Source organism: Peterkaempfera griseoplana, assembly GCF_001418575.1.
GTDB classification, from domain to species: Bacteria; Actinomycetota; Actinomycetes; order Streptomycetales; family Streptomycetaceae; genus Peterkaempfera; species Peterkaempfera griseoplana.
This window is the reverse complement of record NZ_LIQR01000035.1, coordinates 1-17,819: the sequence shown is the minus strand read 5'-3', so window position 1 is coordinate 17,819 and position 17,819 is coordinate 1. Positions and strand designations below refer to the sequence as shown.

At 71.4% G+C, this 17,819-nt stretch carries 18 protein-coding genes; 8 read left to right on the top strand and 10 right to left on the bottom strand.

All coding sequences use genetic code 11. From position 1 onward, the window contains the following. Positions 1-62 precede the first annotated feature (62 nt). From AOK09_RS02770 to AOK09_RS02755, 4 genes are all read right to left on the bottom strand, one after another. A complete protein-coding gene (locus tag AOK09_RS02770; RefSeq protein ID WP_055585480.1) occupies positions 63-1,283 on the bottom strand; it encodes an MFS transporter in 1,221 nt (406 codons plus the stop codon). A 368-nt stretch (positions 1,284-1,651) separates the two neighbouring features. Beyond that, complete coding sequence (locus AOK09_RS02765; RefSeq protein ID WP_055585479.1) at positions 1,652-2,245, bottom strand: TIGR03086 family metal-binding protein; 594 nt, start codon at positions 2,243-2,245, stop codon at positions 1,652-1,654. A 203-nt stretch (positions 2,246-2,448) separates the two neighbouring features. Next, entirely contained in the window at positions 2,449-2,763 is a 315-nt protein-coding gene (locus AOK09_RS02760; protein WP_055585478.1) for a chaplin, read from the bottom strand. A gap of 162 nt (positions 2,764-2,925) precedes the next feature. Next, the gene (locus AOK09_RS02755; RefSeq protein WP_055585477.1) at positions 2,926-3,594 is read right to left on the bottom strand and encodes a TetR/AcrR family transcriptional regulator; all 669 of its coding nucleotides are present in this window, start codon (positions 3,592-3,594) and stop codon (positions 2,926-2,928) included. A gap of 113 nt (positions 3,595-3,707) precedes the next feature. Here AOK09_RS02755 and AOK09_RS02750 point away from each other — a divergent pair, with 113 nt between their 5' ends. Beyond that, complete coding sequence (locus tag AOK09_RS02750; protein WP_055585476.1) at positions 3,708-4,268, top strand: NADPH-dependent FMN reductase; 561 nt, start codon at positions 3,708-3,710, stop codon at positions 4,266-4,268. Positions 4,269-4,329: 61 nt separating this feature from the next. Here AOK09_RS02750 and AOK09_RS02745 read toward each other — a convergent pair whose 3' ends face one another. Further along, on the bottom strand, positions 4,330-4,749 hold the full coding sequence (locus AOK09_RS02745; RefSeq protein ID WP_055585475.1) for a hypothetical protein: 420 nt from the start codon (positions 4,747-4,749) through the stop codon (positions 4,330-4,332). Between the two features lie 361 nt (positions 4,750-5,110). Between AOK09_RS02745 and AOK09_RS02740 the strand changes: the two genes are divergently transcribed. Then, entirely contained in the window at positions 5,111-5,617 is a 507-nt protein-coding gene (locus AOK09_RS02740) for a DinB family protein (protein WP_055585474.1), read from the top strand. Positions 5,618-5,648: 31 nt separating this feature from the next. On the opposite strand, the gene AOK09_RS02735 is transcribed toward AOK09_RS02740, so the two are convergent. The 3 genes from AOK09_RS02735 to AOK09_RS02725 form a co-directional block, all read right to left on the bottom strand. Continuing rightward, the gene (locus AOK09_RS02735) at positions 5,649-6,158 is read right to left on the bottom strand and encodes a CHAP domain-containing protein (protein ID WP_055585473.1); all 510 of its coding nucleotides are present in this window, start codon (positions 6,156-6,158) and stop codon (positions 5,649-5,651) included. 404 nt (positions 6,159-6,562) lie between these two features. After that, entirely contained in the window at positions 6,563-7,948 is a 1,386-nt protein-coding gene (locus tag AOK09_RS02730) for a chitinase (protein ID WP_063795812.1), read from the bottom strand. 434 nt (positions 7,949-8,382) lie between these two features. Then, on the bottom strand, positions 8,383-9,405 hold the full coding sequence (locus AOK09_RS02725) for a methyltransferase (protein WP_055585472.1): 1,023 nt from the start codon (positions 9,403-9,405) through the stop codon (positions 8,383-8,385). A gap of 252 nt (positions 9,406-9,657) precedes the next feature. On the opposite strand from AOK09_RS02725, the gene AOK09_RS02720 reads away from it, so the two are divergent. Together AOK09_RS02720 and AOK09_RS02715 are read left to right on the top strand one after the other, a co-directional pair. Further along, positions 9,658-10,233, top strand: coding sequence for a TetR/AcrR family transcriptional regulator (locus tag AOK09_RS02720; RefSeq protein ID WP_055585471.1), 576 nt, complete (start codon positions 9,658-9,660; stop codon positions 10,231-10,233). A 74-nt stretch (positions 10,234-10,307) separates the two neighbouring features. Continuing rightward, positions 10,308-10,895, top strand: a complete 588-nt coding sequence (locus tag AOK09_RS02715) for a TetR/AcrR family transcriptional regulator (RefSeq protein WP_055585470.1) — start codon at positions 10,308-10,310, stop codon at positions 10,893-10,895. A gap of 51 nt (positions 10,896-10,946) precedes the next feature. On the opposite strand, the gene AOK09_RS02710 is transcribed toward AOK09_RS02715, so the two are convergent. Continuing rightward, positions 10,947-11,768, bottom strand: a complete 822-nt coding sequence (locus tag AOK09_RS02710) for an alpha/beta hydrolase (protein ID WP_055585469.1) — start codon at positions 11,766-11,768, stop codon at positions 10,947-10,949. 809 nt (positions 11,769-12,577) lie between these two features. Between AOK09_RS02710 and AOK09_RS02705 the strand changes: the two genes are divergently transcribed. The 3 genes from AOK09_RS02705 to AOK09_RS02695 all read left to right on the top strand — a co-directional run bounded on the left by AOK09_RS02705 (position 12,578) and on the right by AOK09_RS02695 (position 15,194). Beyond that, positions 12,578-13,372, top strand: a complete 795-nt coding sequence (locus AOK09_RS02705) for an SDR family NAD(P)-dependent oxidoreductase (protein ID WP_055585468.1) — start codon at positions 12,578-12,580, stop codon at positions 13,370-13,372. A 169-nt stretch (positions 13,373-13,541) separates the two neighbouring features. Next, positions 13,542-14,195: a helix-turn-helix transcriptional regulator gene (locus AOK09_RS02700; RefSeq protein WP_055585467.1), complete on the top strand. Its 654-nt coding sequence runs from the start codon at positions 13,542-13,544 to the stop codon at positions 14,193-14,195. 165 nt (positions 14,196-14,360) lie between these two features. Then, on the top strand, positions 14,361-15,194 hold the full coding sequence (locus tag AOK09_RS02695; protein WP_055585466.1) for an SDR family NAD(P)-dependent oxidoreductase: 834 nt from the start codon (positions 14,361-14,363) through the stop codon (positions 15,192-15,194). Positions 15,195-15,444: 250 nt separating this feature from the next. Here AOK09_RS02695 and AOK09_RS02690 read toward each other — a convergent pair whose 3' ends face one another. Continuing rightward, on the bottom strand, positions 15,445-16,422 hold the full coding sequence (locus AOK09_RS02690; RefSeq protein WP_079062677.1) for an AraC family transcriptional regulator: 978 nt from the start codon (positions 16,420-16,422) through the stop codon (positions 15,445-15,447). A gap of 101 nt (positions 16,423-16,523) precedes the next feature. Between AOK09_RS02690 and AOK09_RS02685 the strand changes: the two genes are divergently transcribed. Then, entirely contained in the window at positions 16,524-17,438 is a 915-nt protein-coding gene (locus AOK09_RS02685; RefSeq protein WP_055585465.1) for an MBL fold metallo-hydrolase, read from the top strand. The last annotated feature ends 381 nt before the right edge of the window (positions 17,439-17,819 follow it).

Here is a 17,819-nt window from a genome sequence, read left to right as displayed (position 1 = left end):
GCGTCCGGCCCGGCGGCGGCGGCCGGACCTCCGCCCAGTCCTGCCCGTGCCCGGCGGGCGCCTCAGACCTGGGCGCTCCCATCGCGGTGTGCGATGTACAGCCGGGCCGCGGTGGCCGCCGCCAGCAGGGCGACACAGCAGGTGAAGACCAGCCCCGCCGTCCGCAGTCCGGAGGCCACCGCAAGGGCGCCCACCCCCACCACCGGGATGGAGATGGCGACATACAGCACCACGAAGAACGCCGAGGTGACCTCCGCACGCTGGTCGGGCGGGCTGTGCAGCCCCACCTCGGTCACCCCCGCACGGAAGGACAGCCCCTGCCCGGTACCCGCCACCACCGCGCCCACCACCAGCAGCCACGCCGAAGCGGCGGCCAGCGAGCCGGCGATCACCGCCATCCCCGCCACCAGCACCAGGCAGCCCCACAGCAGGGCCCGTCGTGTCCCGACCCGGTTCATCAGCAGCTGCCCCGCGGTGGAGGCTGCGAAGACACTGCACACCACGGCACCGGAGACGGCGAGATTGCCGACCCCCTCGACCTTCCGCAGAAAGCTGGGCGCCACCGAGGTGAAGAGCCCCATCGTCGCGAAACCGGCGAACCCCGCCATCGCCGCGGGCACGAACGCCGGACGGGTCTGCGGCGGCACCCTCAGCCGGCCCGGCCGCAGCCACACCCCGTCGCGCGACCGGACCGTCTCCGCGGTCAGCAGCACCGCGACCACGGCCACCGCCACCAGCGCCAGATCCACCACGAAGACCAGGTGCAGCGGCATCCCGGCGTACTCCGCCAGCACCCCGGCCAGCAGCGGGCCCAGGCCCAGGCCGCCCATGTTGGCGACGGTGGCCACCAGTGTGGCGGTGGCCCGCCGATGCGGCGGCGCCAGTTCCACCACGGCCACTGTGGCGGTCCCGGTGAAGAGTCCCGCGGAGAGCCCCGAGAGCACCCGGCCGGTCAACAGCGCCGGCAGCCCGCCCTCCAGCAGGAAGCAGAGGGCGCTCGCCGCCGACAGGACCAGCCCGGCGAGCAGCACCGGCCGCCGGCCCACATGGTCCGACGCCCGGCCGAAGAACAGCAGCGCGGCGATGACCCCCAGGGCGTAGACCGCGTAGATCACCGTCACCGTCAGCTCGGAGAACCCCAGCCGCTCCTGGTACAGGCCGTACAGCGGAGTGGGGAGGGTGGTGCCGCACATGGCGACCGTGAATGCGTACGCGGTGGGGAGAAAGGCCCACTCGCCGCCGCCCCGTGTCCGCTCCGCGGGGCCGCCGCTTTGCCGCTCCACGGGTTCACCGCCCCGCCGCCCGCTGGGTTCGCCGCTCAACGCTGCTCCTCGCCGTGGACGCCCTGCTCATGGCTCCCGCCAGACTGTCACAGCCCGCCAGCCGGGCCCCGGAGCGCCCCCGCCGTGTCGGGACGCCCCGGACATCACCGGTGAACGGAACCGACGGCCGGTCCGGCAACGCCCGGCGCAGAGCCGCCATGGTCGGGGCGTCAGGGGTCGGACGAGGGGAGGGACGCCTGCCTCGGCGTCCCCGGACCGGCTGGCCGTCGCCGCGCGGCGGGACCGCCGGTGGCAGCCGTCGCGCACCTCCCGCCCGGGGCCGCCCCGGCGTTCGGCGTGGACCGTGCGTCTCGCAGGTCCGCCCGCTCCTACCCGGCCTTCCAGTACGGGTCACGGCCGCTGAGGCCGACGATCCGGTCGAGTTCCGGTGCGTCGGCCGGTACCTCGACGACGGGGCCGAAGATGCCGTTCCGGGAGGCCTCCTGGCCGGGTTCGGTCAGGGCGGAGAGGAACCCCAGCACCTCCCCGGCGAGCTGGGGGGCGCAGTCGAAGGGCTGCCCGCTGGCGCGGGCGACGTCCCACCCGTGCAGCACCAGTTCGTTGAGGGCGACCCGGCCTGCCACCTCACCGGGCAGGTCGACGCCGCCCACCCGGGTGGCCCCCGTCCAGGCGGAGGGTTCCCGCCAGGCCTCGGCGAGCGAGGTGAGCTGCTCGGGGATGCGGGTGCGCCAGTCGTCGCCCAGCCGGGCGGCGTCGCCGGAGGGGGCCTGCGAGGTCGCAGGCCCCGCGGTCTTGGCCGCGGCGAGTGCGAAGGCGAGGGACAGGCCCGCGATGTGTTCGACGAGGTCGCCCAGCGAGTACCGCTCGCACGGGGTCGGTGCGCTGAGCTGCTGGTCCGTCACCCCTTGCAGCAGGACGGTCAGCTGATCGGTGGCCGGGCGCAGATCGAGCATCGGCGGCATCTCGGCTTCCTTCCGGGTCGTGGGCGGGACGACGTGACCACCCTGCCATGCGCCACTGACAGCGGCCGGTCCGCCGGAGCCCGGACCCGGACCAGAACCCGCCGACCGGGCCGGCCGCCGGACCGTGCACGCCGAAGGGGAACGCCGCGGACGCAGCGGTGCCCGGACCCACAGGGTCCGGGCACCGCACGCGGAAGCCTGGCTCAGCCGCGGAAGCCGCCACCGTTCAGGCCGCCGCCGCCGAGGCCGATGCCGTGGTGGCGGTGGTGGTTGCCCGAGACGTTGAGGCAGGTGTTGCCGAACGTCGGGTTGAGGATGGCGATCACGTTGATCGTGTTGCCGCACACGTTGACCGGGATGCTCACCGGCACCTGGACGACGTTGCCCGAGACGACGCCCGGCGAGCCAACTGCCGCGGCCTCGGCGTCCGCACCCTGGGCGAAGGCGGTGCCGGCGCCGGAGGCGGCCAGGCACCCGGCGGCCGCGGCCAGGACAGCTGCCTTCTTCATGGTGATCATGGTGAAGCTCCTTGCTGGTTGGACTGTGCTGGCCTGCCAACCGCCGACCGGGGCGAGTGGTCACGTGCTGGCGCCGCCGCTCACCCGATCGGCCCCATCGGAATCCCACCCGTGGCCTAGGTCCGCTGCTCGCGGTGGTGGGCCGCGGCAGGGGACGGCCGGTCAGCAGCAGTCGCCGTGGCCGCCGCCGACGATCCGTACGACCAGGTCCTGCCAGCAGTGCTCCAGCCGTTCGATGGGCAGTCCCCGGCGGTTGTGGAGGTGGTCGACCAGGGCGGTGTCCAGATAGGCCAGGAGTCCCTCGGCGAGCAGTTCGATGTCCCCGGTGACCCCGGCCTCGCGCAGCAGCCCGGAGACATGGGCGATCCGGACGGCCCGCGGCGGGGCGGAGAAGCGGCGGCTGGCGCAGTCCTCGGCGGCGAGATAGAGGCCGATGTGTGCGGCCAGGTGCCGCAGGGTGGCCATGCCGAACGCCACCAGGCGTTCCACCGGCGGCGCTCCGGGGCCGAGCGGCGGCGGGCCGCTGAGGAAGGACTGCTGGTACTCGCGCTCCGAATGGTCGAGCAGTGCCAGCATCAGCCCCGCGCGGTCCCCGAACCGGCGGAAGACGGTGCCCTTGCCGACCGAGGCCGCCGCGGCGACGGCCTCCATGGTCACGTGTTCCGCGCCGTGCTCGGCCACCAGCCGGGAGGCTGCCTCCAGCAGCAGCAGCCGGTTGCGGGCGGCGTCCGCCCTGCCCTGGGGCGCCTCGTCCGCCAGGGGCAGCAGTGTCCGGCTCGGCGCGGAAGACCGGGACGGAGGTGCGGCGGAGGGCGGACGGGAGGTGCTCATGGACCCAGAGTAGCGCCCGACCAAGGAAAATGGACCGCGGTCCGCTTGTGTGCTACACCTGTAGGCGGACCACGGTCCGTTTTCTTGTCCCGTTATTGCCTGGGGAGTTTTTCATGTCCGTCCGCATCGTCGCGCTCGTCGGCAGCCTTCGCGCCGGCTCCCACAACCGCCAGCTGGCCGAGGCCGCCGTCAAGCTCGCCCCCGAGGGCGCCGAGGTCGAGATCTTCGAGGGTCTGGCCGAGATCCCCTTCTACAACGAGGACATCGACGTGGCCGGCGACGTTCCCGCCGCGGCCGCCCGGCTGCGTGAGGCCGGTGCCGGCGCCGACGCCTTCCTGCTGTTCTCGCCCGAGTACAACGGCACCATCCCGGCCGTGCTGAAGAACGCCATCGACTGGCTCTCCCGCCCCTACGGCTCCGGCGCCTTCACCGGCAAGCCCGTCGCCGTGGTGGGCACCGCCTACGGCCAGTTCGGCGGCGTGTGGGCGCAGGACGAGGCCCGCAAGGCCGTGGGCATCGCCGGCGGCAAGGTCCTGGAGGACGTCAAGCTGTCGGTTCCCGGCTCCGTCGAGCGCTTCGCCACCACCCACCCGTCCGACGACGCCGAGGTCGTCGAGAAGCTGACCGAGGTGCTGGCCCAGGTCTCCGCCGCCGGTCAGGCCTCCGCGGCCTGATCCGGCTCCGGCCCCAGCGGCCGGACCCGGCCGATCGGCGCGGCGCCCGCCGTCGCGCCGATCAGGCATATCCGGGGCGGGGGAGCGGCGCCGCCCCGCCGGCCGTCCCCCGCGACGGCCGGCCGAGGCCCCACTCCCGGTCGCCGGCGCCGATGCCCAGGGCCTGCGCCGACAGGTCCGCCGGCCGCACCGTGAAGCAGTAGGCGATCTCCCCGACCAGCATCTCCAGCACGTACTCCGAGCCGGTGGCCAGCGCATGCAGCACCTTGACGTACTCGTCGCCGTCCCGGATCTCGCCCCAGACCGCGTTCAGCCCGGGTCCGTCCAGCTGGACCCCCACGTCGAGCGCCCTGGCCAGCAGCCAGTAGGCGGCCATGGCGGGGGACGGCGCTTCGACCCGCGCCAGCAGATAGGGCGAACCCGTCTCGGACGCCGGTCTGGCGGTCTGCTCGCAGGTGAAGAAGCCGAGGCAGTCGGACACGGAAGGTCCTCCTGCCGGGCACTGCGCCGCGCGGTCGCGCGCTGACGTCTGCTCCTCGGGCCGCACAGCGGGCGCGTCCGTCGTGGTCGCCCGAGCGCGGCGGAGCCCTGGAATGGCACTGGACTGCCCCCCTGCGGCCGCCGGCCTGCTGCTCCATACGGGCCCGGAGCGCACGGCGCAGTGCTGCGCAGTGCGATCAACGCGGTACTCTCCGTCCCCGCCTGTCCCTAGGGTGGCGTACGAAGGATGCCAGCGGCAAGGGACTCTGGCGAAGTCATGACATCCGCCGTGGGCTCCTCGGAGGCGTAGTCTGACCGAACACCGTCAGAGACGTCGCGTCCACCGCTCCGAAGGGACCTCCGTGACCACCGAACGCATCGGGCCGCCGCTGACCGCGGGTGAGCGGGAGACGCTGCGCGCCTTCCTCGACTACCACCGCGCCACGCTCGCCATGAAGTGCGACGGCCTCAGCGACGAGGAGCTGCGCCGCAGGTCGATGCCGCCCTCCACGCTCACGCTGCTGGGCCTGGTGCGGCACATGGCGGAGGTGGAGCGGACCTGGTTCCGCCGGGTGATCAACGCCGAGGACATCCCGCTGGTCTGGTCGGACGAGGGCGACTACCAGGTGGCGTACAACGCCGAGACCTCCACCCGGGCCGAGGCGTTCGATGCCTGGCAGGCGGAGGTCGAGCACTCCCGCAGGATCGAGCGGGAGGCGGAGTCACTGGATGTGACGGGTTATCAGAAGTCCTGGGGCGAGAAGGTGTCGCTCCGGCTGGTGATGCTGCACCTGATCCATGAGTACGCCCGCCACAACGGCCACGCGGACTTTCTGCGCGAGGGCGTGGACGGGACCGTCGGGGCCTGACGCGGCCCCGACGGTCCTGGTGAACTGCCCGTCAGAAGTGCCAGATGTGAACCACGAGGCCCTTGGAGGCGGCCCGGGTGTAGGGGTTGAACGTGTGGGTGCCGACGATCTCGTGGCCCACCCAGTTGGAGTCGACCACCTTGAACTTGTGGTGCCCCAGGTTGGCCACGATTATCGCGGTGTGCATCCCGCTGTGGAAGGAGTCGGGGCTGGACGCCGAGTTCAGCTGGATGATGTCGCCCTTGACGGCGTTGGCGGCACTGACCCGGTGGCCGCCCTCCCGCTTGTAGTCGGAGTAGTAGCCGCCACCCAGGGCGATGCGGCCGCCGCTGGCCTTGCGGGCCATGTCGTTGACGAACTGCTTGCACTGCCCCCCGTAGGTCCCGACCTTGGCGAGAGCCTTGTTGGCGATGGCAGAGGCCGTGGCGGTGGACGCGACGGTCGTGGGGGACTCCGTGGCGGCGAACGCGCTCGCGGGGATGGCTGCGCCGGCCAGGCAGACGGTCGAGACGGTGGCGATACGGGTGAGCAGAGAAGCCATGCGGTGTCCTGTTCGTATGACGGGAAGTCCCGGCAGGTCGGAACGTTTTGGACATCCTGAGTTGGGTAACGCCGCATGGGCAAAGGTCTCCTCTACTACGCGCACGCGTAGCCGAGGAGACCTCTTGACAAGCTCTGGGACCTCGTCCGGGGGCTGCCGATCCTGTCGGCGATGTCGGGTTCCGTCCGGAATGCACCGCTCTGACCTGCGGTTGTTCCAGGAGCCCGGTTCAATGTCCGGATTTGGTGATTATGTTCGCCGGATTCGGGAATGGGGCCGCCGGACACCCGTCCGGTACTACGGACTTTCGTAGCGGCGCCGGGGGCCGTGACGGACCTCACGGGTTTTGGCGGACTACTGCCGCTGGCAGCAGCCCGCCGGGGGGTGGAACGGCGTGTGGATCACTACGCGGGAAGCGTCCACTTCTGGTTGGCGCCGCCCGTGCAGTCCCAGATCTGCAGCCGGGTCCCGTTGGCGGAACTGGGGCCGGTGGCGTCCAGGCAGCGCCCGGACTGCGGGTTGACCAGCGAGCCGTCGGACTGCTTCCGCCAGACCTGGGAGCCGGTGCCGTTGCAGTCGTAGAGCTGGACCTTGGTGCCGTTGGCGGTGCCGGCGGACGTCACGTCCATGCACTTGCCGAGCGCCTGCAGCGATCCGTCGGTGGCGACGGTCCAGTTCTGGGCCGCGGTGCCGTTGCAGTCGTAGAGCTGCACGGCGGTGCCGTTGGCGGTGGAGGCCGCGGCCACGTCCACGCACTTGCCGCCGTAGCCGGTGATCCGGCCGGTGGGTGCGGTGCCGCCGCCCCCGCCGGTGCTGCCGGTGATGCGGTTGAAGGTGGAGGAGAACTGGTACCCGCTCTGCGGGGTGCCGCTGCAGGTGTCGGAGAGGGTGCCGCTGGTGGCGCACGCCTTGTCCCGGCCGAGCGCCCAGAAGGAGAGCTCCTGGATGCCGTGCTGTGCGGCGAAGCTCTCCACCGTCTGGGCGTCCGCCAGGGTGAAGGTGGAGCCGTCGTCGTTCTTGCCGATCATGGGGGTGATGCCGAGGTTGGCGTAGGTGTAGCCGGAGTCGACGGACTGCATCTGCGCCAGTGTGGCCTGGGCGGCGGAGACCGCGCCCTGGCCCATCTCGGTGCCGGTTCCGGCGTAGTAGTCCATGGTCATGATGTTGACCACGTCGATCCTGATGCCCGCGTTCTTCGCGGCCCTGAGGATGTTGACGCCGTCGTTGGTCAGACCGCTGGTCAGGACGGGCAGGGTCATGGAGAACTGCAGACCCGGGTTGGATGCCTTGAGGTCCTTCATGGCCTGCATCTGGCGGGCCGCGGCGGCGGTGTCCGCGATGGCGGCGCCCTCGATGTCGAAGTCGAGCTGGGTGACGCCGTAGTCACTGATGATGGCCTGGTACCCGGCGTCGATGCTGCTCTGCGTGGAGCAGGTCCAGGCGAGCGGTTCGCCGCTGGCGCCGCCGGAGGAGATGATGACGGAGGCGCCCTCGGCCTTCGCCCTGGCGATCTCGGGGTCGGTGTAGGAGTCGGCACCGATGGGGAGGGTGTCTCCCCAGATCTGGGTGCAGCCTTCGCCGAGCACGAAGGCGGCCGTGTAGGCCTTGAGGCCGTGTCCGGTTATGGCGGTGTCGAGCATGCCCTCCTGGCCGTTGGACATGTCGACGTAGGGGGCGACGGAGTAGGCGTTGGTTGCGGCGGCGCTGCTGGTGGGAGCGAGAACGCCGACCGTGCCGGCGGTCGCGAGTGCGAGAGCGCAGGCGGACGCGGCAAATCTTGCCAAGCGCATGACAATGATCCCTTTCGGGGATGCCCGTCGGGCGTGGGGGAGTGGGGGATCGTGCCGCGCAGGCCTGGCGGTGGTACATACCAAACCTCCTGTGCGCGTCCGCGTCAAGAGGACTAGACCAACTTGCGCGCGAGCGGGATCCTCGAACTCGTCACCACCCATAACTCCTGCTGTCAGCACCGCACATGAGCGGCCGTCGACGGTCGGCCTGCGCACCTGACGCCGACGCGGTCCGGACGGCGGTCACTGTGGTGCCCGGGCCCTGCGCCTCGGGGAGGGGACGGCCGCTCTGGCCCAAGGGCCTCGTCGCCCTCCCCGAGGACGAGCTGATCACCGCCGCGCCCGTGTGCTGCTGCTCTGCCCGCCGGGCGGCGCTGCGGACCAGTGGCCGCGCAGGGCGCGCCCGGCTCAGGCGGTGGGACCGGAGGCGGCGCTCACTTGGTGGCGTGGACGGCGGTGTAGCCGCCGATGAGGTGACGGGCCTTCACCCCCGCGAAGCCGGCGGCCTCGAGCCAGTGGGTGAGATCCGCGACCGTGTACTCGGATCCACCCTCGGTGTCGATGAGCATGTTGAGCGAGAGCATCAGGCCGTAGGTGTTGTGGCGGCGGTCGTCGTCGATCATGGCGTCGTAGACGATGAGGGTGCCGCCCTCCGGCAGTGCGTCGTAGGCCTTCCTGAGCAGGAACCGGCGCTGCTCGAGGTTCCAGTCGTGGAGGATCTGCCCCATGACGTAGACGTCCGCCTCGGGCAGCGGGTCGGAGAAGAAGTCCCCGCCGTGGAAGGTGAGACGGTCGGACAGGCCGTGTGCGGCGACGAACTCCTCGAACACCGGGCGGACGGGGGGAAGCTCGAAGACTGCTCCGGTGATGTCCGGGTGGGAGCGCAGGACGGCGGCGGGCACCGCGCCGAGGGCGCCCCCGAGGTCGATGATGTGGCGGCGGCCGGTCCAGTCGAAGTCTGCCGCCAGCGCGGCGGCCAGGGGGGTGCTGACGCCGTTCATGCCGTTGAGGAAGTTGCGCCAGGCGACCGGGTCCTGGCTGAGGGTGGCGAAGAACGGGGCATCGCTGTGTGCGACCTCGTTCTGGAGGGCGCCGGTCCGGAGCGCGGCGGTGAGGTTGTTCCAGAAGCCGAAGAGACGCGCGTTGGCCATCTCGAGGATGCCCCCCACGTACGACGGCTTGGCCCGGTCGAGGAACAGGTCGGCCGCGGGAGTGTTGCGGTAGGTGCCGTCCTCGTCGCGGGTCAGGACGTTCAGCGACACCAGGGCGTCCAGGAAGTCCGCCGAGGATCTGGGGTGCAGGCCCACCTCGGAGGCCAGCGACTCACGGTCGCGTCCGCCGTCGGCCAGCGCGGTGAAGACGCCCAGTTCCACCGCGCTCAGAAGCGTCTTGGAGGCCATGAAGCCCAGGCCGAGCTGAAGAAGCGGTTCAGGGGTGATCGGGTCGGTGACCGACATGTCTCTCTCTCATCGCATCGGAAGTTGAACGCTAAACATCGTAGGTCTGCGACCGGCCCCGGGACTGTCGCTCGGTGGTGGTGCGCGAGGGGGTATCAGGAGGGAAAGGCCCTCTGAGCAGCGACGTTGCCCTTTCGGGCAGAGATGATCCGCCCGCGCGGCGACGCTTGCGGTGCGAGCTCGGCGCCCCGGGCGCGGCGGGCGCCCCCAATAGTTGATTGCTTATTCCACAAAGCGCGCTACCCTGTCGTTGTGGCACGCACCAGGGAGTTCGACGTCGACCAGGCCGTAGGCCGCGCCATGGATCTGTTCTGGCGCCGCGGCTACGCCGAAACCTCCCTGCAGGAGCTGCTGCAGGAGCTGGCGATCGGCAGCGGCAGCTTCTATGCGGCCTTCGGCTCCAAGGAGGAGCTGTATCTGCGTTGCCTGGACCGCTACGCATCCCTCCAGGCCGGCGATCTTGAGAAGGCCATCGACGGGGCGACGGAGATCCGCCCCGCGGTCCGCAGGTTGCTCGCCTCCCTGATCGAGCTGGACCTGGCCGACCCCACGCGCGGCTGCCTGGTGGTCAATGCCTCCACCCAGTGCGGCGACCAGCCCTCGGCGGCGGAGCGGGTCACCGCCGCCATCCGCCGGGTCGAGTCCCTCCTCGCCGGCGCCCTGGAGCAGGCGCAGGCGCGCGGCGAGATCTCCTCGGACAAGGACGCGAGAGGGCTGGCCCGGTTCTTCACCACCTTCATCCAGGGAATCCGCGTCGCTGGCCGGGCGCGCGTCGGTAGGGAGTTCGCGGAGGACGCCCTGTCCGTCGCGATGCGTGCACTGGACTGACCAGGGCGGGGAGACTTCCGCCCGTCCGGGGTCCGGGACCCCGCCGGGCAGAAGGACCGTTCTATCCTGTGCGCATGTCGAAGCCCGCAGATGCGACCGTGCCGATCCGTCGTTCCGAGGCACGTGAGCGGCTTCTGGGCACGGCGGGCCGGCTCTTCTACGGCGAAGGCATCCGCGGAGTCGGAGTCGACCGTGTCATGGCGGAGGCCGACGTGGCACGCGGTACCTTCTACCGGCACTTCAACGGCAAGGACGACCTGGTACGCGCCTACCTCCAGGCGACCGACCAGCAGATCCGGGAGCGCGTCAGCGCGGCGGAGAAGGAGATCTCCTCTCCCGCCGACTTCCTGATGGCGGTCGCGCACGGCATCGACGAGGAGGTGTGCGGCAGGGGATTCCGGGGGTGTCCCTTCATCAATGCCGCCGCCGAGTACCCCGATCCCGACAGCGTGGTCCACCAGGCGGTACTGGAGCACCGGCGCTGGTTCCGTGAGGTGCTGCGGGACGCATTCCAGCGACTCGGGGCGGCCGACCCCGATCAGTCCGCCGACTTGATGGTGGCACTGCGCGACGGCGCGATGGTGGCCGGTTACCTCGGCGACGCCCGGGCGGCCGGAGCCACCCTGGTCCGGGGAGCCACTGCGCTCGTCTCTGCGCCCTGAACGGCCGGCGGCCCCGACCTCGGTCGGGGCCGCCGGCCGTTCAGGAGCCGGTCAGCGTGTGGCGGCGGCCTGTTCGACGAGGCGGGTCACGGCGTACGGGTCGGTCACGGCCAGGGCGTGGGGGCCGTCGACCTCGACGGTGTGCGCATGGGCGCGTGCCGCCATGGCCCGCTCGGCGGCGGGGGGAATGGTGTGGTCGTCGTCGGCGACCAGGTACCACGAGGGGATGGTCTTCCAGGCCGGGGTGCCGGACGGCTCACCCACGGCCTGCGCCGAGACGGGCCGCTGTGTGGCTGCGAGTTCGGCGGCCTGGGCTGGGCTGACCCGGTTGCTGAGGAAGACGTCGCGGTACTTCCCGGCCTTGATGTACAGGTCGGTGCCGGTGCTGCCGTCCGCTTGCGTGAAGGGGACGGGATTCAGGGCCGTGGGCAGAGGGGCACCGGGGTCGTCGCTGAGGTGGCTGCCAGGGAACCTGCCCACCAGGTCGGCAGTGCTTTCGCCCTTGTCGGGAGCGAAGGCGGCCACATAGACGAGAGCCTTCACCTGGGAGTTGCCGGTGGCGGCGTCGGTGATGACGGCGCCCCCGTAGGAGTGGCCCACCAGGACGATCGGGCCCTTGATGGTCCTGAGGTAGTCGGCCAGGTAGGAGGAGTCGCTGCCGAGACCGCGCAGGGGGTTGGCTGGAGCCGTCACGGGATAGCCGTCCGCCTGCAGGCGTTTGACGACCCCGCTCCAACTCGACGAGTCCGCCCATGCGCCGTGCACGAGGACCACGGTCGGCTTGGGTGCGGGCGGGGCGTGGTGAGTCTGCGCGGCGAAAGCGGTGGTGCTTGCGCCGGCGGCCAGAGCGAGCGACGCGGCGGCGGTGGCCATGAGACGGCGGGGGCGATGCTGGAACACCTGTCTTCTCCTCAGGGGTGTGCTGTCGGAACGTGTAGATAGAACGTTCTATGCACCGACAATGTAGTCCCGGGTCGCTGTGCCGGCAACGGGGCGAAGGGAAACATGGATCACACGGGGTGCCGGGAATGAACGGGCCTCTGCCCTTGCGGATGCAGCCTCGTGAACGCCGGGCCCTGGCCAGGGTGTGTGCGGGGTCGTCTCCGTGGGCGCATCGGCAGCGGGTGCCCCGTGCCTCTGTGGTGGTGACGGAGTGTCCGGGGTGGTGTGGCTGGCTCGGCGAGCAGCCTTGTTGCCCTCTGCTCGGCGTGCAGGTCGGGATGGCCGGTGCGGCTCTCCGTGGAGGCCGTCCGCCCTGGTTCATCCGCCGCGCCCGGCGCGAGAAGCGGGGCTGGTCGGTCGTGGCCCGAGGCCCATGGGCCCGGCCGTTCGCGTCCCGTTGAGGGGGCGCTCGCTCATTCGGGCCGGAGGTCGCGATGCCTGCCTCCGGAGTGTGTCGGCGGCCATCCGGATTCTGGATTGACCACTCCAGAAAGTTTGCTAGGCTTCCAGACAGGAAGCGCCGGACGGTTCGACCGGGCGGCGCGACAAGGGGTCCGCCCGAGGTTGTGCGGCGGTGCGCTCCGGCTCCCGCCGCCGTGCGACGCGGCGCGCCGATGCGTACGGTCGTCGCCCCCTCGGGGGCCTCGGCGTCCCGGGTGAAGTGTCGCCGCACCGGCGTCGACGCCTCCTCGGTGGCGTGCACCTCGATTATGTATTGATCAATCCAGAAAGGGTTTGTCATGGAACTGCACCTCAAGGACAAGGTCGCCGTCGTCACCGGAGCCAGCAAGGGCATCGGCCTCTCCGTGGTGGAGGGCCTGGTCCGCGAAGGCGCCAGGGTCGTGGCGGGCAGCCGCACAGCGACCCCCGAGCTCGACGCCCTGGCCGCCAAGCACGACGTCACCGTCGTCCCGGTCGACCTGTCCACCCCGGAGGGCCCCGAGGCCCTGGTCCGCAAGGCCGTGGAGCGTCACGGCCGGATCGACCTCCTCGTCAACAACGTCGGTGCCGCCGAGCCCCGTGAGTCGTTCCTCAAGGTCAGCGACGAGGACTGGCTGAAGGTCTTCGGACTGACCTTCTTCAGCGCCGTCCGGACCAGCCGTGCGGCCCTGCCGTACCTGCTCGCGGCCGAGGGGGCGTCGATCGTCAACATCAGCTCCATCAACGCCCGGCTGCCCTTCCCGATGGTCGTGGACTACTCGGCGGCCAAGGCCGCACTGACCAGCCTGAACAAGGCCCTGTCCGAGGAGTTCGCCCCCCAGGGTGTCCGGGTCAACGCCGTCTCCCCGGGACCGGTCCGCACCCCCTTCTGGACCGCGCCGGGCGGCTTTGCCGACGCCACCGCCGCAGCCGCCGGCACGACCGCGCAGGAGGCGCTGGACGTGGTCGTGCCGCAGAGCATGGGCATCAGCTCCGGCCGGATCACCGAGCCGCACGAGGTGGCCGACCTCACCCTCTTCCTCGCTTCGCCGCTCGCCGGAAACATCACCGGAGCCGACATCGTCATCGACGGCGGTCAGATCAAGACCCTGTGACTCCTCCCCGGCGCAGACTCCGTGCCCCGTCCCGCCCGGACGCTACGACGGCCGAAGGGCCGGACGGCGCCCGGGCGGGACGGCGCGGCAAAGCGGTCCGGCGTCGACCGCGCGCGACCCGAGCGGTCCCGGGCAATGCGGCCCCACCGGAATCACGAAAGGACACCAGGTGAGCGACTCCGGACCGTCGCTACCGCTCCGGGTGGCCGTGCTGGCAGAGGACAGGCTGACTGCGCAAACCGTCGAAGCACGTCTCACCGCCGACGACCGCGTACACGTCCTGCCCGCGGACGCCCAGGGAACACCGGACATCCTGCTGGTCATCACGGCCGAGCTGGGGGAGAGGACACTCGCGGTGCTGAAGCGCTGTCGTCCGCGCGAGTCCGCCGAGGCACCCCGGCCCGTTCCCGCACCCGACGAACCCACCGCCGGGCAACTCGTCCGCGTGGTCGGGCTGGAACTCGCGGCCCTCACGCACCGCGAGCTGACCACCCTCGCGGACATCACCGCGCTGCTGTGCTCCGTGGCCGACAGCGCTGCGCCGCCGCCGCAGCCGTCGCTCGGCTCACCGCAGGAGCAGATGCGTACCCGCCGGCGGGACGACCGGAGCATCGGCACCGACGACGGGCCGTCGTCCTTCACCGCCAGGGAACTCGCAGTCCTGCGGCAGCTGGCCGCGGGTCTCAGCACCCTGGAGATCGCTGCGGCTCTGCACTACTCGGAACGGACCGTCAAGTACATCATCCACGAGATGATCGTGCGGCACCGTCTGCGCAACAGGGTCCATGCCGTCGCCCACGCCCTGCGCCAAGGCCTTCTGTGACGGGCCGGACAGCCGGCGGCTGGCGCCGGCCCGGGCGCTGATCCCAAGTCCGTTGCTGCCTGGGAGAGTTCGCCACTCCCAGCACCCCCCTCGTCGAACGGATCTTCGGTACGGTCTGGTACCACTTGTTTGCCAGTCGCCGATCCGCCACCCCAGGGAGCGCCCATGACCCACCCGCCGACGGTCCTCATCACCGGAGCCACCGACGGCCATGGTCGCGCCCTCGCCCACCGGCTCGCCGCGGACGGAGCCACCCTCCTGCTGCACGGCCGCGACCAGGACAGGCTCGACCGGACCGCCGACGACATCCGCGACACCCACGGAGTGGTGCGGCCCCGCACCGTCCGCGCCGACCTGGCCGAGCTCGAGCAGGTGCGGTCCCTGGCGGCCGAGGTACGTGCCACCACGCCCCGGCTGGGCGTGCTGGTCAACAACGCCGGAATAGGCATCGGCGAGCCTGACGGCAGAGACCGCCGCACCAGCACCGACGGCCATGAACTGCGGTTCGCCGTCAACTACCTCGCGGGCTTTCTGCTCACCCTGGAACTCTGCCCGCTGCTGCGCGCCTCCGCCCCGGCTCGCATCGTCAACGTCGCCTCGATCGGGCAGGAGGCCGTCGACTTCGACGACCTGATGCTGAACCACGACTACAGCGGCGCTCGTGCGTACCGCCGGAGCAAGCTCGCGCAGGTCGCCTCCGGCTTCGCACTGGCCGAGCGTCTTCCCGCCGCCGAGGTGACCGTCAACAGCCTGCACCCGGCGACCTTCATGCCCACCAAGCCGGTGCTGAGCGAGGCCGGGTACCACATCGACAGCCTCGAGGACGGCGTCGCCGCCACCCACCGGCTCGTCTCCGATCCGGCGCTCGCCGCCACGACGGGCAGATTCTTCGACAAGCTGGCGGAGGCCACCGCGAACGCCCAGGCCTACGACCTCGCGGCCCGTGCCGAACTGTGGAGGCGAAGCCTGGAGCTGGTCGGCCACTCCGGCATCGTCTGACACCCGGTCGCCGGCCTCTGCGGACCGTCCACCGAACGCCCCCGCAGAGCGCCGCGACCCGTCCGGCCCGTCACATCGAGGCGGCTGCGGCCCCTGGATCGCGCCGTTGCCGTCGTCCGCGGTCTGCTCCTCCGGCAGGACTGCGTGCCGGCTGTGGCACACGACGCCGAGGCGGTCACGTTCCGGTCCGGCCGGACTCAGCACGCGTCAACCGTGGGGGGCGAGAGGCGGTGGCGGTCCGTCGGGTTGCTCACCCGCCGGCCGCCCGGGACTCCTCCGCGGTGCCGGGCGTCCCGTGCTCCGGATCGGGTCGGGGCGTCGCTGCCCGGTAGCGTCCCGGCGTGCTGCCGAATTCACGGGTGAAGGCGTGGGAGAGGGCGTAGGGGGAGCCGTAGCCGACCCGGCGGGCGATCGCGGTCAGGGAGTCGGGGGTGTCGCGCAGCAGGGTGGCGGCGAGGGTGAGGCGCCACCAGGTGAGGTAGCCCATGGGCGGGCGGCCGACCAGGCTGGCGAAACGCCGTGCCAGGGTGGGTCGGGACACCCCGACCTCGGTGGCGAGGCGGTCGTTGGTCCACGGGGCGGCGGGGTCGGAGTGCAGCGCCCTGAGGGCGGCGGCGGTCACCGGGTCGCCCAGGACGGCCGGCCAGGTCCCGGTGGAGTCCTCGGCCATCCAGGCGCGGATCATGTACACGAGCAGCAGATCGAGCAGACTGGGGACCGCGACACAGGCCCCGGGCTGGCGCTCGCCCACCTCCCGGCCCAGCAGGTCGATGGCGGACCGGAGTGCCGGGTGGCTGCCGACTCGGTGGGGAAGGTGCACGACCTCAGGTAGTTCGGCCATCAGCGGATGCATCTGGGTGCGGTCGAGCCGGTACTTCCCGCACAGCATCTGCACCTCGCCGGTGCCCGCCGCCGGGTGGTCGGGGTACGTCTCCTGACGGCGTTCGAAGGGGACGGCTCGCCGCAGCGCGGTGGCGTCGATGTCGGTGCGGGGATCGGCCAGGACATGCCCTGCGCCGTGCGGCAGCAGCACCGCGTCCCCGGTGCCGAGCAGGAGCGGGGGACCGCCGCCGTCGGGCAGCAGCCGGCATCCGCCCTTGAGCACGACATGGAAGCCCGCACCGTCGTACGGGGCGAGCCTGGTGCACCAACTCCCGCTGACCTCCATGCGGTTGGAGGAGGGCCGACCGATGCGTACGGCCGCTATCGCGTCGCTCACGACATCCATGGGGCCAGGGTATCCATGGACGGAGGGAGTGAGACGGACACGTATTCGGATGAGTCTCTGAGACATTGAGAGCATCATCCGTGCTTCCTAGGGTCAACGGCATGGACAGTGAGAACGCGCAGAGCGTCGTGCTGGGAGATGTCGAGATCATCCGGATCGTCGAGTGGCAGGGGGTGTTCGCGCCGGCCCGCACACTGGTCCCCGGCACCCCGGCGCAGTTGTGGAAGGAGAACGAGGGCTGGCTCGCCCCGGACCACTGGAGCCCGGACAGCGACCAGGTGGTCGTCGCGCTGCAGACGTGGGTCCTGCGCAGCGGCGGCCGGACGATCCTGGTGGACCCCGGGTTGGGTGACGGCCGTGAGCGTCCGGGCTCCCCGTTCCACCGCTGGCGAAGTGACCTCCCCGACCGGCTGATCCGGCAGGCCGGTGTCCGTGCCGAGGATGTGGACGTCGTGGTCAACACCCACCTGCACGCCGATCACGTCGGCTGGAACACCACGGGTCCTGCGGGAGAGTGGGTGCCGACCTTCCCCAACGCCCAGTACCTGCTGCCCGCCGCCGACGACTTCCACTTCGGCCCGTCCAACGCCTACGGGAACGGGCTGCACGAGGTTGACCGGCTGATCTACGAGGACAGCATCGCGCCCCTCCACCAGGCCGGACAGGTGGTGCTGTGGGACGGCACCCACCGCATCGACGCCGGCCTCACCCTGGAGTCGGCTCCGGGTCACACGCCCGGCTCGTCCGTCCTGCGGCTCGCCTCCGGGGGCGAACGGGCGGTCTTCGTCGGCGACCTGATGCACAGCCCGGTGCAGATCCTTGCGCCCGCCTGCAGCAGCTGCCTCTGTCTGGACCCCGCCCAGGCGGCGGTCAGCCGCGGCCGGGTACTCGAACGTGCGGCGGAGAGACGCGAGTTGGTCATCCCCGCGCACTTCGGCGGCGCGGGGGCCGTGGAGGTCCGGCGGGCGGGGAACGGGTTCGCACTGGGGCGGTGGGCGGAGTACCGGGCACGGTGAGGCGCGACGGCCGGTGGCACCCGGCGCCGCCTTGCCTCACCTGAGACCGGGAGCGCTGCGCCACGACTCGCCGAGCGGGCCGTTGCCGACGGGCAGGTCACGCCGGGGCCGGTACCCGGCGCGACCTCCGACTCCCGGCCTGCGGCATGGGACCGGCAACCGGCACGGTGCCGCTGGCCTGCGCGGATCCCGCAGAGCTGTCCGGCCCCGCATCCGTGGGGATGCGTGGGGGTGGGGCGCCGGATGCAGCGTGTACAGCCTTCGTCGCACCGGCCGCCCGAGAGCTACGACGGTGCGACGAAGGCTGTGAGACACGTTGCTGGGTCTTACACGAACGGGACCCAGTTGGTGGGGGTGGCGGTGGTGTTGTTGGTGAAGGGG